The sequence below is a fragment of the Microbacterium sp. Leaf320 genome (assembly GCF_001423485.1).
Taxonomy (GTDB): Bacteria; Actinomycetota; Actinomycetes; order Actinomycetales; family Microbacteriaceae; genus Microbacterium.
In genome coordinates, this window is the sequence record NZ_LMOD01000005.1 from 53734 (window position 1) to 76371 (window position 22638).

Annotated in this window: 22 protein-coding genes; 19 read left to right on the plus strand and 3 right to left on the minus strand. The window is 67.9% G+C overall.

Annotated features, from left to right (window positions below; all coding sequences use genetic code 11):
* Positions 1–15: 15 nt before the first annotated feature.
* Entirely contained in the window at positions 16–1962 is a 1947-nt protein-coding gene (gene pknB, locus ASF63_RS16155; RefSeq protein ID WP_056516452.1) for a Stk1 family PASTA domain-containing Ser/Thr kinase, read from the minus strand.
* 79 nt (positions 1963–2041) lie between these two features.
* On the minus strand, positions 2042–3235 hold the full coding sequence (locus tag ASF63_RS16160; RefSeq protein WP_235560838.1) for a LysM peptidoglycan-binding domain-containing protein: 1194 nt from the start codon (positions 3233–3235) through the stop codon (positions 2042–2044).
* Between the two features lie 221 nt (positions 3236–3456).
* Here ASF63_RS16160 and ASF63_RS16165 point away from each other — a divergent pair, with 221 nt between their 5' ends.
* Complete coding sequence (locus tag ASF63_RS16165; protein ID WP_414843770.1) at positions 3457–3801, plus strand: Rv2175c family DNA-binding protein; 345 nt, start codon at positions 3457–3459, stop codon at positions 3799–3801.
* Between the two features lie 56 nt (positions 3802–3857).
* On the opposite strand, the gene ASF63_RS16170 is transcribed toward ASF63_RS16165, so the two are convergent.
* Entirely contained in the window at positions 3858–4958 is a 1101-nt protein-coding gene (locus tag ASF63_RS16170; RefSeq protein ID WP_056516455.1) for a polyprenyl synthetase family protein, read from the minus strand.
* 85 nt (positions 4959–5043) lie between these two features.
* On the opposite strand from ASF63_RS16170, the gene ASF63_RS16175 reads away from it, so the two are divergent.
* From ASF63_RS16175 to lspA, 18 genes are all read left to right on the plus strand, one after another.
* Positions 5044–5415 (plus strand): DUF3040 domain-containing protein, encoded by a 372-nt coding sequence (locus ASF63_RS16175; protein WP_056516456.1) that lies wholly within the window; start codon positions 5044–5046, stop codon positions 5413–5415.
* Between the two features lie 297 nt (positions 5416–5712).
* Positions 5713–6144, plus strand: a complete 432-nt coding sequence (gene mraZ / locus ASF63_RS16180; RefSeq protein WP_056516460.1) for a division/cell wall cluster transcriptional repressor MraZ — start codon at positions 5713–5715, stop codon at positions 6142–6144.
* A gap of 117 nt (positions 6145–6261) precedes the next feature.
* Positions 6262–7200, plus strand: coding sequence for a 16S rRNA (cytosine(1402)-N(4))-methyltransferase RsmH (rsmH, locus tag ASF63_RS16185; RefSeq protein ID WP_056516463.1), 939 nt, complete (start codon positions 6262–6264; stop codon positions 7198–7200).
* Positions 7197–7784 (plus strand): hypothetical protein, encoded by a 588-nt coding sequence (locus ASF63_RS16190; protein WP_056516466.1) that lies wholly within the window; start codon positions 7197–7199, stop codon positions 7782–7784. The genes rsmH and ASF63_RS16190 overlap by 4 nt, the downstream gene beginning before the upstream one ends.
* Positions 7785–7823: 39 nt before the next feature.
* On the plus strand, positions 7824–9605 hold the full coding sequence (locus ASF63_RS16195; RefSeq protein WP_056516469.1) for a peptidoglycan D,D-transpeptidase FtsI family protein: 1782 nt from the start codon (positions 7824–7826) through the stop codon (positions 9603–9605).
* Between the two features lie 28 nt (positions 9606–9633).
* Positions 9634–11046: a UDP-N-acetylmuramoyl-tripeptide--D-alanyl-D-alanine ligase gene (locus ASF63_RS16200; protein WP_056516472.1), complete on the plus strand. Its 1413-nt coding sequence runs from the start codon at positions 9634–9636 to the stop codon at positions 11044–11046.
* The gene (gene mraY, locus ASF63_RS16205) at positions 11043–12155 is read left to right on the plus strand and encodes a phospho-N-acetylmuramoyl-pentapeptide-transferase (RefSeq protein ID WP_056516474.1); all 1113 of its coding nucleotides are present in this window, start codon (positions 11043–11045) and stop codon (positions 12153–12155) included. The genes ASF63_RS16200 and mraY overlap by 4 nt, the downstream gene beginning before the upstream one ends.
* A complete protein-coding gene (gene murD / locus ASF63_RS16210; protein ID WP_056516477.1) occupies positions 12145–13683 on the plus strand; it encodes a UDP-N-acetylmuramoyl-L-alanine--D-glutamate ligase in 1539 nt (512 codons plus the stop codon). Before mraY ends, murD begins: the two co-directional genes overlap by 11 nt.
* Entirely contained in the window at positions 13652–14890 is a 1239-nt protein-coding gene (gene ftsW / locus ASF63_RS16215) for a putative lipid II flippase FtsW (protein ID WP_056516480.1), read from the plus strand. Before murD ends, ftsW begins: the two co-directional genes overlap by 32 nt.
* Positions 14887–15963, plus strand: a complete 1077-nt coding sequence (locus ASF63_RS16220) for a UDP-N-acetylglucosamine--N-acetylmuramyl-(pentapeptide) pyrophosphoryl-undecaprenol N-acetylglucosamine transferase (protein ID WP_056516485.1) — start codon at positions 14887–14889, stop codon at positions 15961–15963. The genes ftsW and ASF63_RS16220 overlap by 4 nt, the downstream gene beginning before the upstream one ends.
* 64 nt (positions 15964–16027) lie before the next feature.
* Positions 16028–17425, plus strand: a complete 1398-nt coding sequence (gene murC, locus ASF63_RS16225) for a UDP-N-acetylmuramate--L-alanine ligase (RefSeq protein WP_056516487.1) — start codon at positions 16028–16030, stop codon at positions 17423–17425.
* Between the two features lie 3 nt (positions 17426–17428).
* On the plus strand, positions 17429–18370 hold the full coding sequence (locus ASF63_RS16230) for an FtsQ-type POTRA domain-containing protein (RefSeq protein WP_082478278.1): 942 nt from the start codon (positions 17429–17431) through the stop codon (positions 18368–18370).
* A 176-nt stretch (positions 18371–18546) separates the two neighbouring features.
* Entirely contained in the window at positions 18547–19698 is a 1152-nt protein-coding gene (gene ftsZ / locus ASF63_RS16235; protein ID WP_056306990.1) for a cell division protein FtsZ, read from the plus strand.
* Between the two features lie 50 nt (positions 19699–19748).
* A complete protein-coding gene (locus tag ASF63_RS16240) occupies positions 19749–20399 on the plus strand; it encodes a YggS family pyridoxal phosphate-dependent enzyme (protein ID WP_414843791.1) in 651 nt (216 codons plus the stop codon).
* 43 nt (positions 20400–20442) lie between these two features.
* Complete coding sequence (locus ASF63_RS16245; protein ID WP_056516495.1) at positions 20443–20916, plus strand: cell division protein SepF; 474 nt, start codon at positions 20443–20445, stop codon at positions 20914–20916.
* Positions 20917–20961: 45 nt separating this feature from the next.
* Entirely contained in the window at positions 20962–21219 is a 258-nt protein-coding gene (locus ASF63_RS16250) for a YggT family protein (RefSeq protein WP_056517310.1), read from the plus strand.
* Between the two features lie 154 nt (positions 21220–21373).
* Positions 21374–21976: a DivIVA domain-containing protein gene (locus tag ASF63_RS16255; protein ID WP_056306996.1), complete on the plus strand. Its 603-nt coding sequence runs from the start codon at positions 21374–21376 to the stop codon at positions 21974–21976.
* Positions 21977–22072: 96 nt separating this feature from the next.
* Complete coding sequence (gene lspA, locus ASF63_RS16260; protein WP_235560840.1) at positions 22073–22636, plus strand: signal peptidase II; 564 nt, start codon at positions 22073–22075, stop codon at positions 22634–22636.
* Positions 22637–22638 lie beyond the last annotated feature (2 nt).

Below are 22638 nucleotides of genomic sequence, written 5' to 3' on the forward strand. Positions count from 1 at the left end.
ACGCGCGACCGGGGGTCAGCCGCTGAGCTGGATCGAGAGCTTGACGTTGCCGCCGCGGGGGAGCTGCTTGTCGGCTCCGGGATCCTGGGCGGTGACGCGCGCCAGGTCGGCGAATCCGGGCAGGTCGCCCCATGCGGCGTAGCTGGAGGTGAAGCCGGCGTTCTCGAGAATGCCCTTGGCCTCGACGAGGGTCTTCCCCGAGACGTCCGGAACCGGGAACAGCTCCGGACCCTTCGAGACGATGAGCTGGACCGTGTCGCCGGGGCGCCAGTTGCCTTCTTCGGCGCGATCGGCGACTCCGATCACGAGGTCCTTCGCGACCGACTCGCTGAACACGGACTGGACGTCGCCCGCGACCAGGAGCTGCTTCTCGGTGAGGGTGTTCGTCGCCTGGTCCACGGACATGCCGGCCACGTCGGGGAAGGCTCCGGCCGAGACATAGAGCTCGACCGTGTCGTCTTCGAGCAGCTCGCAGCCCTCGGCGCAGGCATAGACCTCGCCGCCGTCGCGCGGGGTGACGAAGGCGTTGATCACCCGCCCGGCATCGGCATCGGAGAACAGCACCAGAGACGTCTCAGTCGTGTTGACCTTGATGCCCGACAGGTAGTCGCGGGCCTCCTGCTCGGTCTTGCCGTTGAGAGCGTCCGCCGTATGTGAAGCGGGGCCGACGGATATGTAGACCGTGACCTCGGTGCCCTTGTCGAGTCGCTCGCCTTCATCGGGATCGGTGCGGATCGCCTGATCTCGCGCCACATCGATGGAGTTCTCCTCACCACGGACAGGAACGAATCCTTCTGCGGTCAGCGCGTCGGCTGCGGCCTCGTATGAGAGCCCGGCCACCCCCGGCACAGCCACGAGGGAGCCCGGCCCGGACCCGAACCACCAGCCGACGCCGCCGGCGACGGTGGCGAGTAGTAGAACGAGGGTCAGCAGGAACGCTCCGCGTGCGCGACGTCTCGAGGACCGGCGACGCAGGAGGGTCGCGTTGTCGACGGCTTCCGGAACCGGGGCTGTCGGGTCGGCGATCACCATCGTGTTCGGCATGACCTTCGTCAGTTCGGCCGAATCGGCCTGAGAGCGCTGCGAGGTGGTCGCCGCAGCGACGGCGGGGGCTATGCCGAGGCCCCGCTCGATCTCGCGCAGACGCTCGAGCATCTGCCCGGCGTCGTCCGGGCGTTCGTCCGGCGACTTCTCGGTCGCCCACAGCACGAGCTCGTCGAGCTGCTCGGGAACCCCGGGGTTGCGCACACTCGGGCGCGGCACGGATTCGGTCGCATGCTGGAAGGCGATCTGCATGGGCTGCTCGCCCTTGTAGGGCTGCTCGCCGACGAGCATCTCGTAGAGCATGATGCCGAGTGCGTAGATGTCGCTGCGGGCATCCGCGGTGCCGCGGGTCACGAGTTCGGGGGCGAGGTAGGCGATCGTCCCGAGAAGCTGCTGCCCGGTGGCGGTGTTCGCGGTCGTCGCGCGCGCGAGCCCGAAGTCGCCGATCTTGATGCGTCCGTCCTCGGCGAGCAGGACGTTCTCGGGCTTGACGTCGCGGTGGACGATCCCGGCGCGATGCGCGGCGGAGAGTCCGGCGAGCACAGCATCCATGATCGTGATGGTCTGGGGGATCGTGAGGCGCTTCTGCTCGCGAAGGAGCTCGCGCAGCGTGATACCCGGGAGGTACTCCATCACCAGGTAGGCGAGTTCGCCGTCCTGACCCTGGTCGAACACGTTCACGACGTGCGGGTCGGCCAGTCGAGCGGCCGCACGGGCCTCCTGGATGAAGCGGCTCTGGAAGGCCGAGTCGTCGCTCAGGTGCGCATGCATGACCTTCAGGGCGATGCGTCGCTCGAGCCGGAGATCCGTAGCCACGTACACGGTGGCCATGCCGCCGCGTGCGATGCGGGCGCGTACTCGATACCGACCGTCGACAAGCCGCCCGATGAGGGGGTCGGCCTGCTGATTGGTCGTCACGTCAAGATTCTATGGAGAACTGCCTGAAAGCTTGGGGAGCGGCTCGCCCCTGGACCCTGCGGGTTTGCCCGGAAGAGGGTCACCCGTGAAGGCCGAGCCACTGGTAAGCCTGGGTCTCCCACTGGCCGTAGCGCTCAGGATAGGCCGAGATCTGCACCGCCTGCGCGGCATCCGTGAATCGCATGCCCTCCCAGCCAGTGATGTCGAGAAGCCCCCGGGAGCCCTGCCCGTTGGGGTCCGATGCGCCGCCGAAGAACACGCGGGTGCTTCGGTCGGCGTCGATCGCCTGCTCCGGTGTTCCCCAGCCCATGCTCGGTCGCTGCTGGAACAGTCCCAGTGAATCGCGGTCTCCCCACGAGAGGTTCCGCAGGCTGGATTCGACCATCGCGGTCGCGAGGGCGATGGCGATCCCGCGATCGGAGACTCCGAGATTCCGCCCGACGCTGATGATCAGGTGAGCGTTTGCGGCCTGCTCCGCGTCGAGATTCGCGAACAGCTGGCCGGGTGGTGCGGTCGCAGCGGCGGGCGCCGGTGCCGGTGCGGTGACCGCGGCGGCACCGGCGACGACGATGCTCTGCCCGGGATAGATGATCGAGCCCGAGCTCAGTCCGTTCATCGCGTAGAGCTGCGCCACGGACGTGCCGTATCGCTGAGCGATACCGAAGAGCGTGTCGCCCGCGACGACGGCATGCGTCTGCCCACCGGTCGCCACCGGGGCTGGGGCCGCGGGGGCGACGGCCACCGGTGCGGGCGTCGACGTTCCCGAGAGCGCGAGCTGCTGGCCGGGGTAGATGACGGATGCTCGGGTGAGGCTGTTCGCCGCCAGCACGGCGTCGACGCTCGTGCCGTACCGCTGCGCGATGCCGAAAACCGTGTCGCCCGCGGCGACCACGTGGGTCGCCGTCGCGGGGGCTTCAGCCGGGGGAGCGGCGGGTGCCACGGGCGCGGACGCTCCCGAGAGCGACAGCGTCTGCCCCGGGTAGATGACGGATCGCCAGGTGAGGGCGTTCCACGTGAGCACATCGACCGTGCGAAGGCCGAAGCGGTTCGCGATAGACGAGATCGTGTCGCCGGGCTGCACTGTGTATGCAGCGGGGGGCGCCTCTGCCGTCTTGATCTGGGTGGGGCTCGATTGGAGCCTCTCGATGGGCGGCGTGGCAGCGTCTGCGGATGCGGGCACGACGGCGATCGCGCCAGACAGGGTGCCCAGCACCGCGGCGGGCACTCCGAGCTGGAGATAGCGCGTTCGGCGCGCGACAGCATGCGTTCTCAAGGTGGTCTCCCTTGTTCGGCGTCTGCCCACGCTGACACGTATGTATACGGAAGTCAACAGAAGTGGCGGGAGATGTCATTGTGACGAATGGGACGAAAGTGACTCGATGGGGCGGCAGAAATGCGATGGCCGCGAAGAGATGAGATAGTTGCACCGTGTCTGTTCCGTCTGAAAGCAAGCCGTCTGAAACCTCGCAGTCCGAGACTGCGTCCGAGAACAGCGTGACCGCTCCCGGCGTCACCGCCACCGAGTGGCTGACGATGCCCGATCTCGTCGAGGTCCTCGACGAGGCCCTGGGCCGTGTGCGTCGACTCATCGACGAGCACTACCTGATCGGGTCGCGTCGCTCCGGCGTCTTCGCGGTCCCCTCGGTGTTCATCGTCGACGGCCAGCCGCTGTCCTCGCTGCGCGGAACGATCATCGTCCTGCAGGATGCCGGGTTCAGCGACGACGAGGTCATCGACTGGCTGCTCGCCCCCGAGGAGGAGCTGGGTCATTCGCCGATCGACGCACTCCTCGCGGGTCACAAGAGTGCGGTCCGCCGCGTCGCCCGCACGCTCGCCTGAACCGGCGAGCCAGATCGGAACCCAGATCGGAGCGGCGAGCCTGCTCGGAGCCGCGTTCAGGCTGACCGGACGGTCGCCGCACGCGCGAGATCGCGCAGGTCGCCCACAGCCGCATTGTCGAGACGTGCGCCAGAGAGCGCGCGGTCGGCATCCTTCGCATAGACGTCGATCATGCGCTCGACACGATCGAGCGCCCCGGAACCGGAGATGGTCGCCTGGAGGAACGCGACCTGCTCGGCTGTGAGGTCAGGGTCGCCGAGCATCTCGTCGAACAGATTGCGCGCCGAGGTGTCGAGGGTCTCCCTGGTGAGCGCCACCAGGACCGTGCGCTTGCCCTCCCGCAGGTCATCGCCCGCTGGCTTTCCCGTCACCGCGGCATCCCCGTAGACCCCCAGAACGTCGTCGCGCAGCTGGAACGCCATGCCCACCGGGCGGCCGAACCGGCGCAGGGCGTCGAGCTGATCGTCTGCACCGCCGGCGATCGCCGCGCCGAGGACCAGGGGCTGCTCGATGCTGTAGCGCGCGGACTTCAGCGAGACGACGCGGAGAGCGCGCTCGACGTGGGAGTCGGTCGCGTGCACGCTCCAGGCGGACTCCTCGGCGATGTCGAGGAACTGACCCACCGTCACGTCTCGGCGCATGCGACCGTATTCGCGGCGCACGGCTGCGGCGTGGGGCAGTGGATCGATCGCATCCTCGAGCAGATCGTCGCTCCAGGCCACGAGCAGGTCGCCGAGGAGGATCGCCGAAGATCGCCCGAACGCCGCCGCGTCGCCGACCCACCCGGCCTCACGGTGCGTCGATTCGAGCGCTCGATGCGCCGCGGGACGACCGCGGCGCGTATCGGAGTTGTCGATGAGGTCGTCGTGCACGAGGGCAGCCGACTGGAAGATCTCCAGAGCCGCGCAGACGTCCCAGAGAGCGGTCGATTCCTGGGCATCCCGATCCCTGAAGCGGGCGACCGCCTGCCACCCGGCATGGCAGAAGCGTGCGCGCAGGCGCTTGCCTCCGACGAGGGTGTCGGCCGCCGAGTCGAGCAGGCCCATGGCGTCCGGCCCGTAGTCGATCGACTCCTCCCTCATCCGGTCGAGGAAGAGCCGCAGGCGAGCGGCGACGGCGTCGGAGACGAGTGTGGGGGACGGCACGACTCCCAGCATACGTAAAGCCAAACGGGGGCCTTACGGCTAGCCCCGACCGACATACCGCGCGTAGAATGGATGGACGATACCCGAGGGGGACGAAATGCCACTCTCCGAACAGGAGCAGCGTCTGCTCGACGAGATGGAACGCCATCTCCTCCACAACGACGCCGACGTCGTGAGTGCGCCGTCAGGTGACCGCGCACTCAGCTACCGCAATCTCGTGTACGGAGCCCTGCTGCTCCTCGCGGGTGTCGGCGGATTGATCGTCGGTGTCGTGCTCGGCGACGTGTGGGGTGTCGTGGTCGGCGTCGTCGGATTCGCCGCCATGCTCGGCGGCGTGATGCTCGCCGTCACCCCGGTCCGCAGGCCGCTCTCCGCCGTTCCTCGTGAGCGGGCGCCCAAGCAGAAGAGCTCGGCATCCTTCATGGATCGCATGAACGACCGATGGGATCGTCGCCAAGACGGTCAGTGACCCACACCTCCTCTTCCTCGAAGGCCCGGATGCTCTGAGCATCCGGGCCTTCGTCGTTTCTCGGCCCGAGGGCGGGCGAGGGCGGGCTCTGCGCGCCGAGCGGGCTCTGTCCGCACCTGGCGCTCCATCTTCCTCCACCCGCCCTCCACCTCTCTCCACCGCGTAATCATGCGGAGCTTCGGCGTGCCTGCACCCGCTCAGGCCCTCAGGTCATGGATTGACCGTAGGTTTGTGGAGGAAAGTGGAGTAAAGTGGGGCGCACCTCGAGTTGGCCGGACGCAGAGGGGGTGATGGCTGATGTTGCTGGGAACGCATTCTCCGAAGTTGGACGACAAGGGACGGGTCATCCTTCCCGCGAAGTTCCGCGAAGACCTCGGTGGCGGCATCGTCGTCACGCGTGGGCAGGAACGCTGCCTCTACGTCTTCAGTACGGCCGAGTTCGAGGCGATGCACGAGCGGATCCGTCAGGCGCCGCTCGCGAACAAGCAGGCGCGTGACTTCATGCGCCTGTTCCTCTCCGGTGCGAGTGCGGAGATGCCAGACAGCCAGAACCGCATCACCATCCCCGTGCACCTTCGTCAGTACGCGGGCCTGCAGAAGGAACTCATCATCACCGGTGTCGGCGCCCACGCCGAGATCTGGGATGCCGAGAGCTGGAACACCTACCTCGCAGCCGGCGAGGAGACATATGCCGATCTCGAGCAGGAGGTGATCCCGGGACTGTTCTGACCACGGCTGTGATGCCCCGCCGCTCCTGCCCCGACACACTTCCCCGGTGCCGGGTCGAGAAGCGGAGGGGGATCAGGGCCCTGGTCTCCGACATACAGAGGTCACCCGAGAAAGATCATGAACCTCCGCGACATCCACACCCCCGTACTGCTCGATCGCTGCGTCGAGCTGCTCGCTCCCGCCCTGCAGGCCGATGGAGCGGTGCTAGTCGATGCCACGCTCGGCATGGGAGGTCACTCCGAGGCTCTGCTCGAGCGCTTCCCGAACATCCGTCTGGTAGGTCTCGACCGCGACACCGACGCGCTGCGCATCGCGGGGGAGCGGCTCGCCCGCTTCAAGGACCGGGTCACGCTCGTGCACACCGTGTACGACGAGATCGGGCTCCACGCCCAGGGCGCGGCCGGCATCCTCTTCGACCTCGGCGTCTCGTCCCTGCAGCTCGACGAAGCCGACCGCGGCTTCGCCTACTCGAAGGATGCCCCGCTGGACATGCGGATGGATCAGACGAAGGGCGTCACCGCGGCAGAGGTCATCGCGACCTACAGCGAAGGAAACCTCCGTCGCATCTTCGAGCGGTACGGCGAGGAGAAGCTGGCCGGCCGTTATGCCCGGTTCATCATCGCCGCACGCGAGAAGCAGCCGATCACCCGCTCGGGAGAACTCGTCGAGATCCTTCAGGCCGCCACTCCTGCTGCGGCTCAGCGGGCAGGGCACCCGGCCAAGCGAGTCTTCCAGGCCCTGCGCATCGAGGTGAACGCCGAGCTCAACGTGCTCGCCGACGCGATCCCCTCGGCCATGGACGCACTTGCGGTCGGCGGACGCATCGTCGTGATGTCGTACCAGTCGCTAGAGGACCGACTCGTGAAGCAGGCGTTCGCTGCAGGTGCCGCGTCGACCACTCCGCGGGGCCTGCCCGTAGAGCTCCCAGAGCACGCGCCCCGCTTCCGCATCATCACCAAGGGCGCCGAGCTCGCCGATGACGACGAGCGCGCCAGGAACCCCCGAGCGATCCCGGTTCGACTGCGTGCGGCAGAGAAGGTGCGGGAGACCTCATGAGCCTGAATGCGCTGGCACCCCGGCCTCGATCGCTGCCGGATACGCCGACGCGCGCGCCGCGTCGCCGCCTCGAGCCCGTCACGGGCACGCCGGTCCGCCGCAAGCCGAAGCTCGCCTATGCGCTCATCGCCGTCGCGGGTGCGCTGGCGATCGGAGCCGTGCAGATCGGGCTGTCGCTCGCGATCACCCAGGACTCGTTCACGCTGGCGAGTCTCTCGTCCGAGCAGCACGAGCTTGACCTCCGCACGAACGCGCTGCAGGAGGACCTGACCGGTCTGAGCTCGCCGCAGTCCCTCGCGACCGGAGCCGCAGCTCTCGGCATGGTGGTCGCCGGCTCGCCGGCCTACCTGCGACTCAGCGACGGTGCGGTGTTCGGTCAGGGAACAGGCGCGGTCGGAGCATCCACCATCGATCCGAACGGCGCCGGTGCGGTGAGCAACGCCCTGTTGAACGACGTGCCGGTGAACGCCTCCACGGAGGACGACGCCACGCCGGACGCCACGCCGGACGGCACGGCAGGGCAATCAGCCCAGGAGTTGCCGCCGGCCATCACCGACGGGCTCCCGAGCCCCAGCACCCGCTAGCCGGATCCACCGACCATCACGACCTGACGGAGAGAGTCCATGACGACACGAGCCACCCGGACGCCCCGGCGACGCACGGTCGTCGCGCTGGCGGTGATCCTGTCGATCCTCGCGGCGTTCGTCGTGCGCCTGGTGGACATCCAAGTGGTCAAGGCAGACGAGCACGTCGCCCAGTCGCTGGAGTTCATCTCCAAGGGCACTGCCATCCCCGGACAGCGCGGGTCCATCACCGATGCAGACGGTGCGGTGCTCGCCGAGAGTGTCAACGTCTACGACGCGCAGCTGAGCCCCCAGGTGATCCGACTCCTCGAAGAGGACGAGAAGAACCCGCCGGCGCTTCCGTGGGCCGAAGCGTCTACCCGCATTGCCGAGATCATGGGGCTGGATGCCGAGAAGCTCCGTGCCGACGTCGCCGCCGCGCTGGCCGCGAACCCCGACTCCCAGTACCTTCCGCTCGTGAAGGGGCTCAGCACCGAGAAGTACATCGAGCTGCGCGATCTCAAGATCTCGTCGTACCTCACGATGAAGCCGCGCGAGGTCCGGGTCTACCCGAACGGCGCGGTCGCCGGAAACCTCCTCGGATTCCTCGACGGAGCGGGCACGGCGCAGGCCGGCATCGAGAAGATGGACGAGAAGTGCCTCGCGCCGACCGACGGTGAGGAGTCGTACCGCACCGGCAAGAACGGCGTGGTCATCCCCGGCAGCGAGAGCAGGGTCGACGCCGTCGACGGCGGTGCCGTGCAGCTCACGATCAACAGCGACCTGCAGTGGTACATGCAGCAGATGATCGCCGAGGAGGCGCAGACACAGGGCGCCAAGGGCGGCACGGTGACGGTCGTCGAGGTGGCCACCGGCAAGATCCGGGCGGCTGCGGAGTGGCCGACCATGGACCCCAACGACCTGGACGCATCGTCGTCCGACACGTGGGGCAGCAAGCTCTTCACCTACCCGTTCGAGCCCGGCTCCACGTTCAAGGCGGTCACCGCCGCGGCGATCATGGAGAACGCCGGCGTGACGATGACGAGCCCCACGGTGTCGGCGTCGTCGAAGGAGAAGTTCGACAACGGCGCGGTGATCAACGACGCATTCGTGCACCCGACGTTCCAGTACACCCTCGCCGGCGCCCTCATCGACTCCTCGAACGTGGCGCTGTCGAAGTTCGGCACCATGGTGAGCCCCGATGTGCGTTACGACTACCTGCAGCGCTTCGGCGTCGGCACCAGGACTGTCGACTTCCCCGACGAGGCAGCCGGTCTGCTGCACCCGACGAGCGAGTGGGACAACCAGTCGCTGTACACGACCACGTTCGGTCAGTACTTCACCGTCACCGCCCCGCAGCTCGCCGGCGCCTACCAGGCCATCGCGAACGGCGGAGAGAAGATCGGCCTGTCGCTGATCGAGTCCTGCACGACGCCCGACGGCGAGGTGGTCGCTCCCGAGGCTCCGGCGCACGATCAGATCATCAAGCCCGAGACCGCCGCCGACCTGACGCGGATGCTCGAGAACGTCGCCGTCCAGGGCGGCAACGCCGAGCGCATCCAGGTTCCCGGCTATCGCGTGACCAGCAAGACGGGTACCGCACAGATCCCTGATGGCAACGGCGGATACAAGGCCGGCGTGTACTACACGAGCATGGTGGGCTTCGCTCCCGTCGATGACCCGCAGTACGTCGTCGTGGTCACTCTCGACGAGCCGACTAGAGTTACATCGTCTGCTGCTACCGCGTCGGCCTTCCAGAAGGCCATGACCCAGACCATGAAGACCTACCGCGTGATGCCGTCCTCCACACCGATGGACGCACTGCTTCCCAAGTTCGAATAGACGGCGCCCCGCCGCGCCTGGAGACGTCATGATCGCCCTGTCGCTTGCTGAGATCGCCGCCGTCCTCGGGGGTGATCTCCGACTCGCAGGTACCGCGACGGCCGAGACCCTCGTCGACGGCGTGGTCGACACCGATTCGCGCACCATGGCGCCCGGATCCGTCTTCGTCGCGAAGCCGGGTGCCGAGACCGACGGACACCGCTTCGTCGGATCCGCGCTGGCAGCCGGCGCCGCTCTCGCGATCGTCGAGCATCCTGTCGACGACGAGATCACGCAGATCGTCGTCCCGAGCGCTGTCGCCGCCCTCGCCGATCTGGCGCGAGAGGTCGTGGCGCGCGTGCGCGCCGAGGGGCATCTCAAGATCGTCGGCATCACGGGCTCGAACGGCAAGACGACGACCAAGAACTTCCTCGCGCGCATCCTCGCCGGCGAGGGGGAGACGGTGGCGCCCATCAACTCGTTCAACAACGAGGTGGGCGCTCCGGTGACGATGTTGCGGATCACGCACGACACGCGGTTCCTCGTGAGCGAGTTCGGTGCGGACGCGCCGGGCAGCATCGCACGCCTCGCGGGCCTCGTGGAGCCGGACATCGCCGTGGTGCTGATGGTCGGCATGGCGCACGCCGGAGGATTCGGCGGCATCGAGGCGACCGCGAAGGCCAAGTCCGAGCTCGTCTCCGCCGCCATCCCCTCGGGGACCGCCGTGCTCAACGTCGATGACCCCCGAGTCGCGGCGATGCGCGAGCTCGCCGTCTCACGCGGCATGCAGGTCGTCGGCTTCGGTCAGAGCGCTGCGGCGGACGTGCGGGCCCATGACCTGGAGGTCACCGCATCGGGCACCTCCTGCGTGATCGAAGCTGCGGGGGAGCGGCTTCCGCTCCGGCTGCAGGTCCTCGGTGCTCATCATGTCGGCAACGCTCTGGCTGCCATCGCGGCTGCGCGTGTGCTGGGCGTCTCGACGGCAGATGCTGTCGCTCGGCTCGAGACGGTCGAGATCGCCGAGCGCTGGCGCATGCAGCCGATGGGCAACGAGCGCGTGCGTATCATCAACGACGCCTACAACGCGAGTCCTGACTCCATGGCTGCGGCGCTGCGCACGCTCGCGCAGATCACCGGCCCCGACGAGCGGACGGTCGCGGTGCTCGGCGCCATGAGCGAGCTCGGCGAGACGGCGGGTGAGGAGCACGACAGGATCGGTCTGCTCGCCGTGCGGTTGAACATCCAGCGGATCGTGGTCGTCGGCCCCGAGGCTCGCCGCCTCTTCATCTCCGCGATCGGCGAAGGCTCGTGGGACAGCGAGGCCGTGTTCTTCGCCGACCAGGAGTCTGCGTTCGAGTACCTGCGTGGCGAGCTGCGCGATGGCGACCGCGTGCTCGTCAAGTCATCCAATTCCGTGGGGCTCCGGCACCTCGGCGATCGTCTGGGAGAATTGTTCTCGTGAGATCTCTCATCATGGCGGCCGCCATATCCCTCGCCTTCACGCTCTTCCTGACTCCCGTCTTCCTCCGGCTCTTCCGGAAGTGGGGCTGGGGGCAGGTCATCCGCACGCCCGAGGCGATCGAGAACCCGAGCCATGAGGCGAAGCGCGGAACCCCGACCATGGGCGGCGTGATCTTCATCGTCGGCACCATGGTCGGCTATTTCACCGGAACCTACGTGGGCGGAGGCACTCCGTCGACGTCCGCGCTCCTCGTCATCTGGCTGATGGTCGGCTTCGGAGCCGTCGGGTTCATCGACGACTACATGAAGGTGCGCAGTCAGCGCAGCCTCGGACTCTCGGGCTGGCGCAAGATCATCGGCCAGCTGCTGGTGATCATCCCGTTCGGCATCATCGCCCTGAACTTCCCGAACTCGTACGACCAGACACCGGCATCCGGCTCGATCTCGCTCTTCCGCGACATCCCCTGGCTGAACCTCTTCGCCTTCACCGCGATCCTCGGCTGGGCCCTCTACCTGCTCTGGATCTCGGTCATCGGCGTGGCGACGTCCAACAGTGTCAACCTCACGGACGGGCTCGACGGCCTCGCCGCGGGAGCCGGAGTCATCGTCGTCGGCGCCTACAGCCTGATCGCCTTCTGGCAGTTCAAACAGTCCTGCGTCGGCGAAGGCGTCGAATCGGCGGCCATAGGCGGATGCTACGAGGTGCGCGATCCGTTCAGCCTGGCGATCATCGCCGCGTCGTTCGCCGCCAGCCTGATCGGGTTCCTCTGGTGGAACGCCCCCAAGGCCAAGGTCTTCATGGGCGACGTCGGCTCGATGGCGATCGGCGGTGTGATCACCGCGATGGCGATCCTCACCCGCACCGAGCTGCTGCTCTTCGTGATCGCCGGAGTCTTCGTCCTCGCGTCGGGCTCGGTCATCCTGCAGCGCGCCTACTTCAAGGTCACTCGCGGTAAGCGGCTGTTCCTGATGAGTCCCTTCCACCATCATCTCGAGATGCGCGGGTGGTCAGAGGTGACGATCGTCGTCCGGATGTGGATCATCGCAGGACTCCTCGCCGTCTCGGCCGTCGGACTCTTCTACGTCGAATGGCTCACGCGTGTCAGCTGAGTCCAGGCTCGCGACGCTGACCAGCTGGCGCTCCGACTGGTCGGGCCTGCGGGTCGCCGTGCTCGGGCTCTCGATGACCGGCTTCTCGGTGGCCGACACGCTCACGGAGCTCGGTGCCGATGTGCTCGTGCTCAGCGAGTCTGCCGAGCAGGAATACGCCGATCTCCTGCCCGTGATCGGCGCGCGCCTCGAACTGGGCTCTCTCGTCGAGGTACCCGAGGTGCTCAGCGTCTTCGCGCCCGAAGTGATCATCGCCTCTCCCGGCTTCTCTCCCGCGCATCCCGTGATCCGGTGGGCGCAGGAGTCCGGCATCGCGATCTGGGGCGACATCGAGCTCGCCTGGCGCGTCCGCGACAAGGTGACGCGCGCCGACGGCACTCCCGCCGACTGGGTGCTGATCACCGGCACCAACGGCAAGACCACCACGACGCAGCTGACGGCATCCCTCCTCGTCGAGGGCGGGCTGCGTGCGGCCCCCTGTGGCAACATCGGAGTGCCGGTGCTGGATGCCGTGCGCGACCCCGAGGGCTTCGATGCGCTCGTCGTCGAGCTCTCCAGCCACCAGCTCTGGTACCTCGGGCAGTCCAGCGCCGAGGGGCAGCTCTTCCCGCATGCGTCGGTGTGCCTGAACCTCGCAGACGACCACCTCGTGTGGCACGGCAGCGCCCAGGCGTATCGCGACGCGAAGGCGATCGTCTATCGCAACACGCGTGTCGCCTGCGTCTACAACAAGGCCGATGAGGCCACACGGCTCATGGTCGAGGAGGCCGAGGTCGTCGACGGTGCACGAGCGATCGGCTTCGACCTCGGCATCCCCGGGCCCAGCGACCTCGGCGTGGTCGAGGGGCTGCTCGTCGATCGGGCGTTCCTCGACGATCGGGCGACCAGTGCGCTGGAGCTGACGACGGTGGCCGACCTGCAGAGCGTCGGCCTCGCCGCGCCGCACATCGTGCAGAACATCCTGGCGGCCAGCGCCCTCGCACGTTCGCTCGGGGTCGAGCCCGAAGCCATCCATGCAGCTCTCCAGTCCTTCCGACTCGACGAGCACCGTATCCAGGTCATCGCGCGTCACGCCGGCATCACCTGGGTCGATGATTCCAAGGCGACGAATCCGCACGCCGCCGCTTCGTCTCTGCGTGCCTACCCCGGAGCGGTCTGGGTCGTCGGCGGAGATCTGAAGGGCGTCGACATCGCCGATCTGGTCGCATCCGTCGGCTCGACGGCCCGTGCGGCCGTCGTGATCGGCGTCGAGCGCACCTCCGTCGTCGCGGCATTCGAGCGACACGCGCCGGGGGTGCCGGTATTCGAGGTGGATGCTGGCGAGACTGGTCACGTCATGAATCGCGTCGTGGAGATCGCCGCGGGAATCGTCGATGGCGAGGGCACAGTTCTGCTGGCCCCCGCAGCGGCATCCTTCGATCAGTTCTCCAGCTACGCGGATCGCGGACACCGCTTCGCCGAGGCGGTGCGGGACTGGATAGACCGGGGGAGCGCCGATGACGCAGGTCGCACGCCCCCCACGGTCTGAGTCCGGCCGCACCTCGTCGGGAGGCCTGGCCGCCCGTGTCTCCCTCGGGAGGCGATTCACCCCGGTCTCGACCGAGTTCCTGATGATCGCGTCGGCCGCCCTGATGCTGACGATCTTCGGACTCGTGATGGTGCTCTCGGCGACGAGTGCGACCGCGGTGGCCAAGGGCGAGAACCCGATGGACGGCGCGCTGCGCCAGGGGATCTTCGCGGTGCTCGGCATCCCGCTGATGTTCCTGATCTCGCGACTGCCGATCGCCTTCCTCAAGCGCATGGCGTGGCCTGCGCTGTTCGGCTCGATCGCCCTGCAGATGCTCGTCTTCACGCCTCTCGGCATCGAGGACGGCGGTAACCGCAACTGGATCATGATCGCGGGATTCACCCTGCAGCCGTCGGAGTTCCTGAAGCTCGCGCTCGCGCTCTGGGTCGGGTACGTGCTGCTGCGCAAACAGACGATGCTCGGAACCTGGCACCAGGTGTTCATCCCGGTGGTTCCGGTCGGAGCGCTCGCGATCGGCACGGTCATCGCCGGAAAGGACCTCGGCACCGCGATGGTGCTGGTCATCGTCCTGCTCGGCTGCCTGTTCTTCTCCGGCGTGAAGCTGCGACTGTTCATCCTGCCCGTGCTGCTCGGCGTCGTGGCGGTCATCGCCCTCGCCGTGACGAGCCCGGACCGCATGCGACGCATCACAGCCACCTGCTCCGACATGTCGGCGTACACCGGTGACTGCTACCAGTCGATCCACGGGATCTGGGGCATGGCCTCCGGAGGCATCTTCGGCGTCGGCCTCGGCAACTCGCAGGAGAAGTACGGGTGGCTGCCCGCCGCGGGCAACGACTTCATCTTCGCGATCGTCGGCGAGGAGCTCGGACTGATCGGCTGCATCGTCGTCCTCGCGCTCTTCACGCTCTTCACGGTCGGCGCCTTCCACATCATCCGCAAGACGGACGACCCGTTCATCCGCGTCGCAGCCGGTGGCATCACCGTCTGGATCACGGGCCAGGCCGTGTTCAACGTCGGCGTCGTCATCGGACTGTTCCCGGTCATGGGCGTTCCGCTGCCTTTCATGTCGCAGGGCGGCACGGCGCTCCTCGCGGTGCTCATCGCCTGCGGCGTCCTGCTGTCCTTCGCTCGCACCCTCAAGGTCCCGGAAGCACGTGCGGCTGAGCGGACCCCTTCGGCAGGGCGGGGTAGGGTCACACGGTGACCACGTACCTTCTCGCCGGCGGTGGAACCGCCGGTCACGTCAATCCCCTGCTCGCCGTCGCTGACGGACTGCGCGCCCGCGAAGCCGATGCGACCGTCCTGGTGCTGGGCACGGCGGAGGGCCTCGAGTCCCGACTCGTGCCCGCCCGAGGATACGAACTCCTCATCGTCGACAAGGTGCCGTTCCCGCGTCGTCCCAACAGGCAGGCGGCCGCATTCCCCGGACGTTTCCGTCGTGCGATCGCCCAAGTGCGTGCGCACATCCGCACGCACGCCGTCGATGTCGTGGTCGGTTTCGGCGGATACGCCTCCGCCCCAGCCTATGTGGCCGCCCGCCGAGAGGGTGTGCCGTTCGTCGTGCACGAGGCGAACGCCAAGCCCGGCCTCGCGAACGTGCTGGGTGCGCGTCGCGCCGCGGCGACCGGAGTCGCCTTCGGCGGCACGAAGCTGCGCGGTGGCGAGGTCGTCGGCATGCCGCTGCGCCGCGAGGTCATCGAGCTCGACCGCGCCGCCGCCCGTGACGAGGCCGCAGAGCACTTCGGACTCGATGCCTCTCGTCCTGTCCTGCTCGTGTTCGGCGGATCTCTCGGAGCTCAGCGCCTGAACGAGGCCCTCGCCGACTCCTGGGGCGACGTCCTCGCCGCAGGATGGCAGCTGCTTCACGTCACGGGCGAGCGCAGCGATCTCGCCGACCCCGAGGTGCCCGGCTACGCACTGCGCCGCTACGTCGATCGCATGGATCTCGCGTTCGCTCTGGCCGACCTCATCGTCTCGCGCTCCGGGGCGGCGACGGTCAGCGAGATCAGCGCGCTCGGCATCCCCGCGCTGTACGTGCCGTACTCGGTGGGCAACGGCGAGCAGCGCCTCAACGCGGCATCCGCCGTCGCCGCCGGTGCCGCGCGTCTGCTCGACGATGCCACCTTCGACGGAGACGCCGTGCGGCGCATCGTTATCCCCGTGCTGAAGGATCCGCAGCGGCTCTCGGCGATGGCGGACGCAGCAGGTCACGTGGGCACGCGCAGCGGTACCGAGAATGTCATCGCGCTCGTCGACCGAGCCCTCGGGCTCGTCTGAGTCCGCTGCAGACACGGCTCAGCGCCGCCGAAACGTCCTCACTGAAAAGTAGACTGAATCCGACATGATCAGACCTGACCTCACTCTCCCGATCCCCGAGTCGATCTCCTCCGCGCACTTCATCGGCATCGGAGGATCCGGCATGAGCGGCCTCGCCAAGATGTTCCTCGATGCGGGAATCCGCGTCTCCGGGAGCGACCGGGCGGACAGTGACAACCTCCGCGCTCTCGCAGCGGCCGGCGCCACGGTGCACGTCGGACACGACGCCGCCCATCTCGGCGATGCCGACACGGTGGTGCACACGGGTGCGATCTGGCCCGAGAATCCCGAATTCCTCCTGGCGAAGGAACGTGGATTGCACGTGATCCATCGTTCGCAGGCGCTGCACTGGCTGATCGGCGCGCGGCGACTCGTATCGGTCGCCGGCGCGCACGGCAAGACGTCGTCGACCGGCATGATCGTGACGGCTCTCCAGGCGCTGGGTGCCGACCCGAACTTCGTGAACGGCGGCGTGATCGAGCAGCTCGGTGTCTCGAGTGCGACGGGCGCGGGTGAGCTCTTCGTGATCGAGGCCGACGAATCCGACGGAACCTTCCTGCTCTACGACACCGCGGTCGCGCTCATCACCAACGTCGACCCCGACCACCTCGACCACTACGGGTCGGACGAAGCCTTCCACGATGCATTCGTACGCTTCGCCGACGCCGCCACCGAGGCCGTCGTGATCTCCAGCGATGACCTGGGCGCGCTGCGTGTGGGCGCCGGGCTGTCGCACCCGAACGTCATCACCTTCGGCCAGGCCGAAGATGCCGACGTCCGTGTCACCGACATCGTCACCGCGGGCCCCGTGTCCGCCACGATCACCCGGGGTGATGAGAGCGTGCGACTGCAGCTCGCCGTGCCCGGTGTGCACAACGCGATCAACGCGGCCGGCGCCATCACGGTGCTCATGTCCGTCGGCTTCGGGCTGACCGAGTCCGCGCGCGCCGTCGAGGGCTTCGCCGGCACCGTGCGGCGGCTCGAGAAGCACGGAATCGAGCGCGGCGTCACGGTCTACGACGACTACTCGCACCACCCGACCGAGGTGCGGGCCGCGCTCGAGGCGATGCGCTCGATCGCAGGCTCCGGCAGGATCATCGCGATCCAGCAGCCCCACACGTACTCGCGCACGAAGCACATGTTCCGCGAGTTCGCCGACGTGCTCGAGACCTACGCCGACCACACGGTCGTGCTCGACGTCTACGGCGCGCGCGAGGATCCGGTGCCCGGGGTGACGGGTGAGCTGGTCAGCGGCGCTTTCCAGAACCCCTCGCATGTGCACTTCGTCGCGGACTGGCAGCAGGCCGCCGACTACACGGCGTCTGTCGCGCGTGAGGGCGACTTCGTCGTCACGCTCGGCTGCGGCAACGTCTACCAGATCATCCCGCAGGTGCTCGAGTCGCTGCGGACCACAGAGGTCTAGGCGATGCGACGTCCGCCTCCGCTTCCCACGCCTCCCGCGGGTCTCGCGGAAGGCGAGTCCGCAGCCGGGCGACGGGCGGGCTCTCGCGGTCGCGCACGCGCTGCTGCGGGTGAGGATGGGCGCGACAATGCGGATGTCGTCGATCTCGGGGCGTACGCAGGAGACGCGGGGGCGGCGGATGCCGAACGGCCGACGTCGACGCGCGACGTCTGGCGGGCGGCGCGCGCACGGCGCAAGGCGCTCCGTGCCGAGATCCGCCGCTTCACCCAGCGCTCACGCCGCCGACGGATCATCTGGCTGAGCGCGATCGGCGCTGTCGTCCTCCTCGTCGGGGGAACGACCGCCGCGGCGTACAGCCCACTGTTCGCGGTCGAGAAGATCACCGTGGTGGGCGCGACGACCCTGGATGCCGCAACCGTCGAAGCGGCACTGGCCGACCAGATCGGCACCCCTCTCGCTTCGATCGACTCGAGCGCGGTCAAGGCCTCTCTGCTGGCCTTCCCGCTGATCGAGACCTATGCGCTGGAGGCGAAGCCCCCGCACGACCTCACGGTGCGGATCGTCGAGCGCACACCCGTCGGCGTCATCCGCTCGGAGGCGGGGTACACGCTCGTCGACGCCGCGGGGGTCGCTCTCGCGACGACGACGGACCAGCCCGCCGGACAGCCCGTGCTCGACATCGAGGGCGGCACGGACTCGGCAGCCTTCGAGAGCGCGGGTCTCGTCGTGCGGTCGGTGCCGGCCGATCTGAGGGCGATGCTCACGGGCGTGCGTGCGACGTCGCCGGATGACGTGACGCTCACGTTGAGCTCAGGTCTCACTGTGGTGTGGGGGAGCGCTGAGGACTCGCCGCTGAAGAGCGAGGCCCTTTCGAAGACGTTGATCGGGCGTCCGGACGCATCCACGATCGACGTCACTTCGCCCCACGCAGTCGTCGTCGGCTGAGGTTTCGACGGCAAACGGGCGACACGCCCGTGTCTTTGCGGGTGCGCGGGGTCGCGACGCTTACCTTCGAACAAGAGAAACCAATACCGGGAAATACTTTACACCTCTAGTTGAGGTTTAAGGTTCAACCCTCGGGATCTCGCCCAAAGACAGGCTCGACTATTCGGAGGCCGGCCATGAGCCAGAACCAGAACTACCTCGCCGTGATCAAGGTCGTCGGCGTCGGCGGTGGCGGCGTCAACGCCGTCAACCGCATGATCGACCTCGGTCTCCGCGGAGTCGAGTTCATCGCAGTGAACACCGACGCGCAGGCGCTGCTGATGAGCGACGCCGACGTCAAGCTCGACGTGGGCCGCGAGCTCACTCGCGGACTCGGCGCAGGAGCCGACCCCGAGGTGGGTCGCCGTGCAGCCGAGGACCACGCCGAAGAGATCGAGCAGGCGCTCACGGGCGCCGACATGGTCTTCGTGACGGCGGGTGAGGGCGGCGGAACCGGAACCGGTGGCGCCCCCGTCGTCGCTCGCATCGCGAAGTCGATCGGCGCACTGACCATCGGTGTCGTCACCAAGCCGTTCTCCTTCGAGGGGCGTCGTCGTCAGAGCCAGGCCGAAGCCGGCGTGGTGAAGCTCAAGGAAGAGGTCGACACGCTCATCGTGGTGCCGAACGACCGCCTCCTCGAGATCAGCGATCGCGGCATCTCGATGATCGAGGCCTTCGCCACGGCCGACCAGGTGCTCCTCGCCGGTGTGCAGGGCATCACAGACCTCATCACGACCCCGGGTCTCATCAACCTCGACTTCGCGGACGTGAAGTCGGTCATGCAGGGCGCCGGTTCGGCGCTCATGGGAATCGGATCCGCCCGAGGCGCCGACCGCGCGATCAAGGCCGCCGAGCTGGCTGTCGAGTCGCCGCTCCTCGAGGCCAGCATCGAGGGAGCTCACGGAGTCCTGCTCTCCATTCAGGGTGGTTCGAACCTCGGCATCTTCGAGATCCACGACGCCGCAGACCTCGTCAAGGAAGCCGCGCACCCCGAGGCGAACATCATCTTCGGTACCGTCATCGACGACACGCTCGGCGATGAGGTGCGGGTCACCGTGATCGCCGCCGGCTTCGACAGCGGCGAGCCCTCACTGCGCCTCGACCCGATGGTCGTCACGCGTCCCGCCGCAGCGAGCACGCTCCCCGAGGTCGCTCTCTCGAACGACGAGGAGAGCAAGCCCGCCTCCGAAGCCGTCGAGGCCGAGAAGGCTCCCCAGCGCGTCACCGCCACGAGCATCGAGCCCGCGTTCGCGGATGACGACATCGACATCCCTGAATTCCTGAAGTGACCCTCGCGCAGGGCCCCGAGGAATCTGGTCTGGCCGCGCGGCTCTCGGCGATCGATGAACGGATCGCCGAGGCCGCGCGCCTGGCCGACCGTGATCCGGGTGACATCACCCGGATCGTCGTGACCAAATTCCACCCGGCATCCCTCGTGCGCGACCTGCACGCGCTGGGCGTGCGCGAGGTGGGGGAGAACCGTCAGCAGGAGCTCTCCGCGAAGGTCGGCGAGCTCGACGGCCTCGATGTCCGCTGGCACTTCATCGGGCAGGCGCAGACCAACAAGGCCTCGGCGATCCGGCGGAGCGCGGATGCCGTGCATTCGGTCGACCGCGACAAGCTCGCCGACGCCCTGCACAGGGCTGCCGAGGGGGATGACGTCCTCGACGTCCTCGTTCAGGTCAACCTGACGGCGGACGAGGGGCGAGGCGGTGTCGCGCCCGAGCATGCCCGCTCGCTCGCCGAGCACATCTTGACCCTCCCGACGCTTCGTCTGCGAGGCGTGATGGCCGTGGCGCCTCTCGACGAGGAGCCCGCGTCGGCGTTCGCCCGGTTGCGCGCGATCGCCGATGGAGTGCGCGAGGTCGAGCCCGCGGCCGACTGGATCTCCGCCGGCATGACCGGTGACTTCGTCGAAGCCATCGACGCCGGTGCGACACACCTGCGGATCGGCTCCGCAATCACGGGACCCCGCCCCGACCGGGGTTAACCTGTGAACAGACCAACCCGACACGTTCGAACCGGAGGACACGATGGGTAACCCGCTGAAGAAGACCATGGTGTATCTCGGCCTCGCCGACGAGGAAGAGGCTTACGAGGAGCAGGCTCCGGCCCGCGCCCACCGCGAGCGTGATCGCGATCGTGACCGGGAAGAGCCCGCTCCGGCGCCCGTCACCCCGCTGCGGCGCCCCGTCGCCGTGCGCCAGCCCGCAGGAGGGGCAGTGAACGAGATCCTCACCGTGCACCCGAAGCAGTACCGCGATGCTCAGCTCATCGCGGAGAGCTTCCGCGAAGGTGTCCCGGTCATCATCAACCTCTCGCAGATGAGCGATGCTGACGCTCGCCGTCTGATCGACTTCGCATCGGGTCTCTCGCTCGGCCTGTACGGCCGCATCGAGCGGGTCACCTCGAAGGTGTTCCTGCTCTCGCCGGAGAACATCGCGGTGTCGGGCCACGGGGGAATCGCGCACGCAGACGCTGAGTCCGCGGGCTTCGACCAGTCGTAAACCGTGGGGATCGTCGTCTCCATCGTCGCCAGCATCATCCACCTGATGCTTCTGCTGTATCTGCTGGTGCTCTTCGCTCGTCTGATCCTGGGCTACATCCCGATGTTCAATCGGGAGTGGCGGCCTAAGGGGGCGGGTCTCGTCGCAGCCGAGCTCGTCTACACGCTGACCGATCCGCCCGTCCGGTTCTTCCGGCGGATCATCCCACCCTTGAGGATCGGCTCGATCTCGCTGGATTTCGGGTTCTCGATCACGATTCTGATCGTGCTGATCCTCATGAGCATCGTCCGCAACTTCATCTGAGGCCTGCCCGACTTCGACGCCGCGGAGTGTCGCGGCGTCGCGGCTGACAGGCTCGGGGACTATGCTTGGCTCCCAGGTGCGCGCCCCGGGTTCGCGCCACATCACGACCACGCCATTCTCGAAACTGGCAACCGAACTCATCGAAGGAGCCACCATGGCACTTACCCCGGATGACGTCGTCACCAAGCAGTTCCAGCACGTCCGCTTCAAGGACGGCTTCGACCCGGACGAGGTCGACGACTTCCTCGACGAGATCGTCATCGAGTGGCGCAAGGCCCTCGAGGAGAACGTCGAGCTCAAGGCCAAGCTGGCCGCGTTCGAGTCCGGCGATGCGCCGGTCGCTGCTGCGGCTCCCGCAGCCGAGGCGCCCGCGCCCGTCGTCGAAGAGGCGCCCGTCGCCGCACCGGCCGAGCCCGCTCCGTCGGGTTCCGCGACCGCGACCGCCGGCATCATCGAGCTCGCACAGCGCCTGCACGACGAGCACGTCGCCGAGGGCGAGGCCAAGCGCGCTCAGCTCATCGCCGACGCCGAGGGCGAGGTCAACCGCATCCGCACCGAGGCCGAGGCCAAGCAGCGCGAAGAGTCGGCCCGTCTCGAGCGCGAGCGCAACACGCTCGAAGCCCGCATCACCGAGCTCCGCAACTTCGAGCGCGACTACCGCTCGCAGCTGCGCGGCTACATCGAGGGTCAGCTCCGCGACCTCGACGAGAAGTCGGCGTCGACGGACTCGACCCCGGTCTCCGCGATCGGACTGTAGGTCGTCCCTTTGCCAGGACGCCCTGCCCTTCGTCGGTCGGCGGCTGGCGCGATCGTTGCGATTCTCGCAGCGATCGTGCTGGCCGCCGATCAGTTTGTGAAGCACCTCACCACCGAGAACCTGCCGCTGCAGGAGCCCGTCCCGGTGCTCGGTGAGTTCCTTCAGCTGTACTACGTGCGCAATCCCGGTGCGGCGTTCTCGCTCGGGTCAGACGTCACGTGGATCTTCACCATCGCGCTTGCGGTCGTCGCCGGTGTGATCGTGTGGAAGGCCCTCGGCCTGCACTCCCGGCTCTGGGCCGTCGTCCTCGGGTGCCTTCTCGGTGGAGTGCTCGGCAACCTCACGGATCGCCTCTTCCGCGATCCGGGTTTCCCCATGGGGCACGTCGTCGACATGATCTCGATGCCGTGGATGATGCCCGCGATCTTCAACGTCGCGGACATCTTCATCGTCACGGGCATGATCTCCGTGGCGTTGCTCGTCGTCTTCGGGCTGCGTTTCGACGGCACGCGCGAACGCGACCACGCCCCTGTGGAGACGGACGAAGAGGCTGAGGCCGTCGCCATCGCCGAAGAGGCGGATGCCATGGAGCAGACGGACGCCTCACGCGCCGACAGCACGTCTCCCGATGCGCCCGCCGCTGCGTCGGACGGGCGCTGAGC

What these genes read in the sequence shown, in the direction of transcription:
- ASF63_RS16170 (WP_056516455.1), bottom strand. Translation starts at nt 4,958, where the DNA reads ATGCTGGGAGTCGTGCCGTCCCCCACACTCGTCTCCGACGCCGTCGCC.
- ASF63_RS16175 (WP_056516456.1), top strand. Translation starts at nt 5,044, where the DNA reads ATGCCACTCTCCGAACAGGAGCAGCGTCTGCTCGACGAGATGGAACGC.
- mraZ (WP_056516460.1), top strand. Translation starts at nt 5,713, where the DNA reads ATGTTGCTGGGAACGCATTCTCCGAAGTTGGACGACAAGGGACGGGTC.
- rsmH (WP_056516463.1), top strand. Translation starts at nt 6,262, where the DNA reads ATGAACCTCCGCGACATCCACACCCCCGTACTGCTCGATCGCTGCGTC.
- ASF63_RS16190 (WP_056516466.1), top strand. Translation starts at nt 7,197, where the DNA reads ATGAGCCTGAATGCGCTGGCACCCCGGCCTCGATCGCTGCCGGATACG.
- ASF63_RS16195 (WP_056516469.1), top strand. Translation starts at nt 7,824, where the DNA reads ATGACGACACGAGCCACCCGGACGCCCCGGCGACGCACGGTCGTCGCG.
- ASF63_RS16200 (WP_056516472.1), top strand. Translation starts at nt 9,634, where the DNA reads ATGATCGCCCTGTCGCTTGCTGAGATCGCCGCCGTCCTCGGGGGTGAT.
- ftsW (WP_056516480.1), top strand. Translation starts at nt 13,652, where the DNA reads ATGACGCAGGTCGCACGCCCCCCACGGTCTGAGTCCGGCCGCACCTCG.
- murC (WP_056516487.1), top strand. Translation starts at nt 16,028, where the DNA reads ATGATCAGACCTGACCTCACTCTCCCGATCCCCGAGTCGATCTCCTCC.
- ASF63_RS16230 (WP_082478278.1), top strand. Translation starts at nt 17,429, where the DNA reads ATGCGACGTCCGCCTCCGCTTCCCACGCCTCCCGCGGGTCTCGCGGAA.
- ftsZ (WP_056306990.1), top strand. Translation starts at nt 18,547, where the DNA reads ATGAGCCAGAACCAGAACTACCTCGCCGTGATCAAGGTCGTCGGCGTC.
- ASF63_RS16245 (WP_056516495.1), top strand. Translation starts at nt 20,443, where the DNA reads ATGGGTAACCCGCTGAAGAAGACCATGGTGTATCTCGGCCTCGCCGAC.
- ASF63_RS16250 (WP_056517310.1), top strand. Translation starts at nt 20,962, where the DNA reads ATGCTTCTGCTGTATCTGCTGGTGCTCTTCGCTCGTCTGATCCTGGGC.
- ASF63_RS16255 (WP_056306996.1), top strand. Translation starts at nt 21,374, where the DNA reads ATGGCACTTACCCCGGATGACGTCGTCACCAAGCAGTTCCAGCACGTC.